This is a genomic window from Microvirga massiliensis, assembly GCF_001006805.1.
Taxonomy (GTDB): Bacteria; Pseudomonadota; Alphaproteobacteria; order Rhizobiales; family Beijerinckiaceae; genus Microvirga; species Microvirga massiliensis.
In genome coordinates this window covers 95,224-98,029 of sequence record NZ_LN811369.1, presented here as the reverse complement: position 1 = coordinate 98,029, position 2,806 = coordinate 95,224, and the positions used below count along the sequence as shown (strand labels likewise).

Genomic DNA, 2,806 nt, shown 5'->3' with positions numbered 1-2,806 from the left:
ACGCTTCCGGCGGTCGAGAGACGTGGGCGCGCATCTCGGCTTGACTCCGGCGCGCTATCAGTCGGGCGAGACCGACATCCAAGGCAAGGTCAGCCGATGCGGCGACGAACTCGCCCGCACCGCGCTCTACGAGGCGGCACACACGCTGCTGGTGCGCAGCCGCAAATGATCGAGCCTGCGGGCCTGGGCATGAAGATTGCCCAGCACCGCGGCATAGCCCGGGCTCGCGTCGCGGTGGCCCGTAAACTGGCCGTCATCCTGCATCGCATGTGGAGCGACGCACCCGAGTTCCGCTTCGGCAAGGAGCCCGGTGCGCATGGTGGCCTCGCGGCGGCCTGAAACGGAGGACCCAAGACCACGAACCCGCCCGGAAGGGTGAACCGGATCGTTCCTGTGGGGACGCAGGGCCAGGCGATCTCGTTGAGAGTCCAGAGCCTGCGGGCGGAAGCCCGCAAGGTCGTGAAACAGATTGAGACGCCTTGCTCTCCTGACCCCATCATGCGAAAGCGCGTGACCCACAGGAGCGATTAATCCGGCCCAGAAAGATCAGGAGCAGCTTGACCTCAACGACCCCAATCAGAGAGGACTCTTAGTATTGCTTGTTACTCTTCCCCGGTCGAATCGTCACCCGCGAGCTGGGTGCTCGGCACCCTGTCTAATTTAGACAGCCTATCCATGGTGTACTTACCATCCACCGCCGTTGACCCGTGAGGTGCGGCTCAGCCAATAGGCGCCATCGGCAGGCCCTGCGTCGGTGCAGACAGCGACAGCAATGCGGCGATACAATCCGCCGGTGCCTGCTGCCTCCGGCCAATTTCTGCGGACTTCCCACCCGAGGCCTTACGGAAACCTAAGATCTCTAGTTTGCTAACGTGCGCAAACCGTTAGATGAGAACTCCACCAGCGGCAGCACAGCCGCTCCGAGACACCGAATGAACATACGTAAGAAGCTGTTCGCCAGTTCCCTCTGGTCGGTGGCAACCAAGTTAACCTCGGTGCTCTCTAACTTCGTCGCGTTCTCCATTCTGGCGCGTCTGCTCCAGCCGGCGGAATTCGGGATTGTCGCTTTCGCTGCGGTATTTATGGAACTTGCACGGGGTCTTATGACCGCTGGCATTCCTGAAGCTCTCATTCAGCGGGAACAGTGGGACGATACCACTGCGTCGACCGCATTCTGGGCGACTCTCGCCGCGTCGACGATCATCGCACTGGGATTGTCTGTCACCGGCGCCCTGATCATTCTCGCTGAGTCGCCAGTGCTCGGAGCAGTTTTCATTGCGCTGGCCGTAGGCCTCATCATTGATGGTGCTCGAGCGATCCACGAGGCTAAGCTCCGGCGCGAATTCGGGTACAAGGCACTCGCACTCCGCACCCTCAGTGCCAATTTCTCCGCCGGAGTTGCCGGGATAGCATTGGCGCTACAGGGTTTCGGAGTGTGGGCGCTCGTGGCGAACCACTTAGTCTCCGCCACACTCAATACCTATGTCATCTGGAGGTCTGTGGTATGGCGGCCTCGCTTTGTGTTCTCTAAGAATGAGTTGCAACATCTCTTGCGATTTGGCGGCGCCCTACTCACAGCAAGAGCATTCGGCGAGATCACAAAGCGCATTCCGGAACTCGCGGTTGGATTTGTCCTTGGGCCTACTGCGCTCGCGATCTATCGTGTCGGCTTCCGCGGCCTTCAGTTTCTGATTGCGATTACCATCTGGCCTCTTCAGACCACGGCTCTGTCCGCTCTGTCGCGGCTGCCCAAAGCCGCCGTAGGGGAGGCTTACCTTCGGCTGACCAGCGCAACTGCTCTGGTGTCGTTTCCCACATTTTTGGGTGCGGCCACAGTCGCCCCCGATTTCGTAGCCGTTTGCTTCGGCGAAAAATGGGCGTCGAGTGCCGCTGTCATGACAGCTCTGGCGCTCATGGTGGCGCCGGCAACTCTGACGTACTTTGTTGCTCCGGCACTCACGGCAGTTGGAAAGACACGGCTGATCGTCGTCTCGAACTTCGCACATTTTGTATCCAACGCTCTCGTAATCCTGATAACCGTGCCGTTTGGCGTGGTCGCGGTTGCCGCCGGCTTAACCTTCCGCGCGCATCTGACCTCACCAATCGCATTGCTCATGCTCCGCGAGGGAATCGGTCTATCCATGAAAAGGACTGCAACTGCCGTGCTGGGCCCTGGCATCGCGGCTGGCCTCATGGCTCTCGGTGTAATCGGCGTACGCATATTCGTGCTGGACGATGTCGTGCCTCTAGTGCGTCTGCTGATCTCCGTGGCGCTCGGGAGCGTGCTCTACGTCGCACTCCTTCTCACGCTGGCACCCCGCTACACATCCCAGATATTGGAAGAGTTCGTTCCAGTCCTCCCTCCAAAACTACGAAAGATCATCTCTCCGCTGATGAAGCGTCTGTAGTTTGGCTGAGATAAGCCCGTAGTCGCGGCACTGCTGCTACTCGACTTGAATGCAGCTCCAAACGGCCACCGGGCCCGATTCGGCGGGAGCATCTCCTCTTTGAGCAAGCTTGCCGCGGTCCGGTGAGACTTCAGGTGTGTGGCATCGATCACGATCCCGTCAGGCTCCGTGACCTGACTCCTTTTGTTCATCCAGCTTTGGTCAGAGTCCCGGGGTGAGAGTGGCGTGTGTGCGCCGGGGGAGCAACGGAGGATTGGCGGAGCTGGTCGGGGTTGCTCCGCCGATCCCCCGTTGCGGTGAGTTGGGCGGCATAGGCCAGCGGGGTTCGATAGCCGAGCGCCGAATGGGGACGCTGCTCGTTGTACAACAAGGTTTGAGAACGCCCACAGGACCGGTTT

General features: G+C 60.2%; 1 protein-coding gene and 2 pseudogenes. 2 read left to right on the top strand and 1 reads right to left on the bottom strand.

Annotation, left to right across the window (positions count from 1 at the left end; genetic code table 11):
• Both BN1233_RS45560 and BN1233_RS38525 read left to right on the top strand, forming a co-directional pair.
• Positions 1–339: pseudogene (locus tag BN1233_RS45560) on the top strand (transposase); the annotation flags it as partial.
• Positions 340–872: 533 nt separating this feature from the next.
• Positions 873–2,408, top strand: coding sequence for a lipopolysaccharide biosynthesis protein (locus tag BN1233_RS38525; RefSeq protein ID WP_147707781.1), 1,536 nt, complete (start codon positions 873–875; stop codon positions 2,406–2,408).
• A gap of 187 nt (positions 2,409–2,595) precedes the next feature.
• Here BN1233_RS38525 and BN1233_RS48875 read toward each other — a convergent pair.
• Positions 2,596–2,806, bottom strand: a pseudogene (locus tag BN1233_RS48875) (hypothetical protein); the annotation flags it as partial.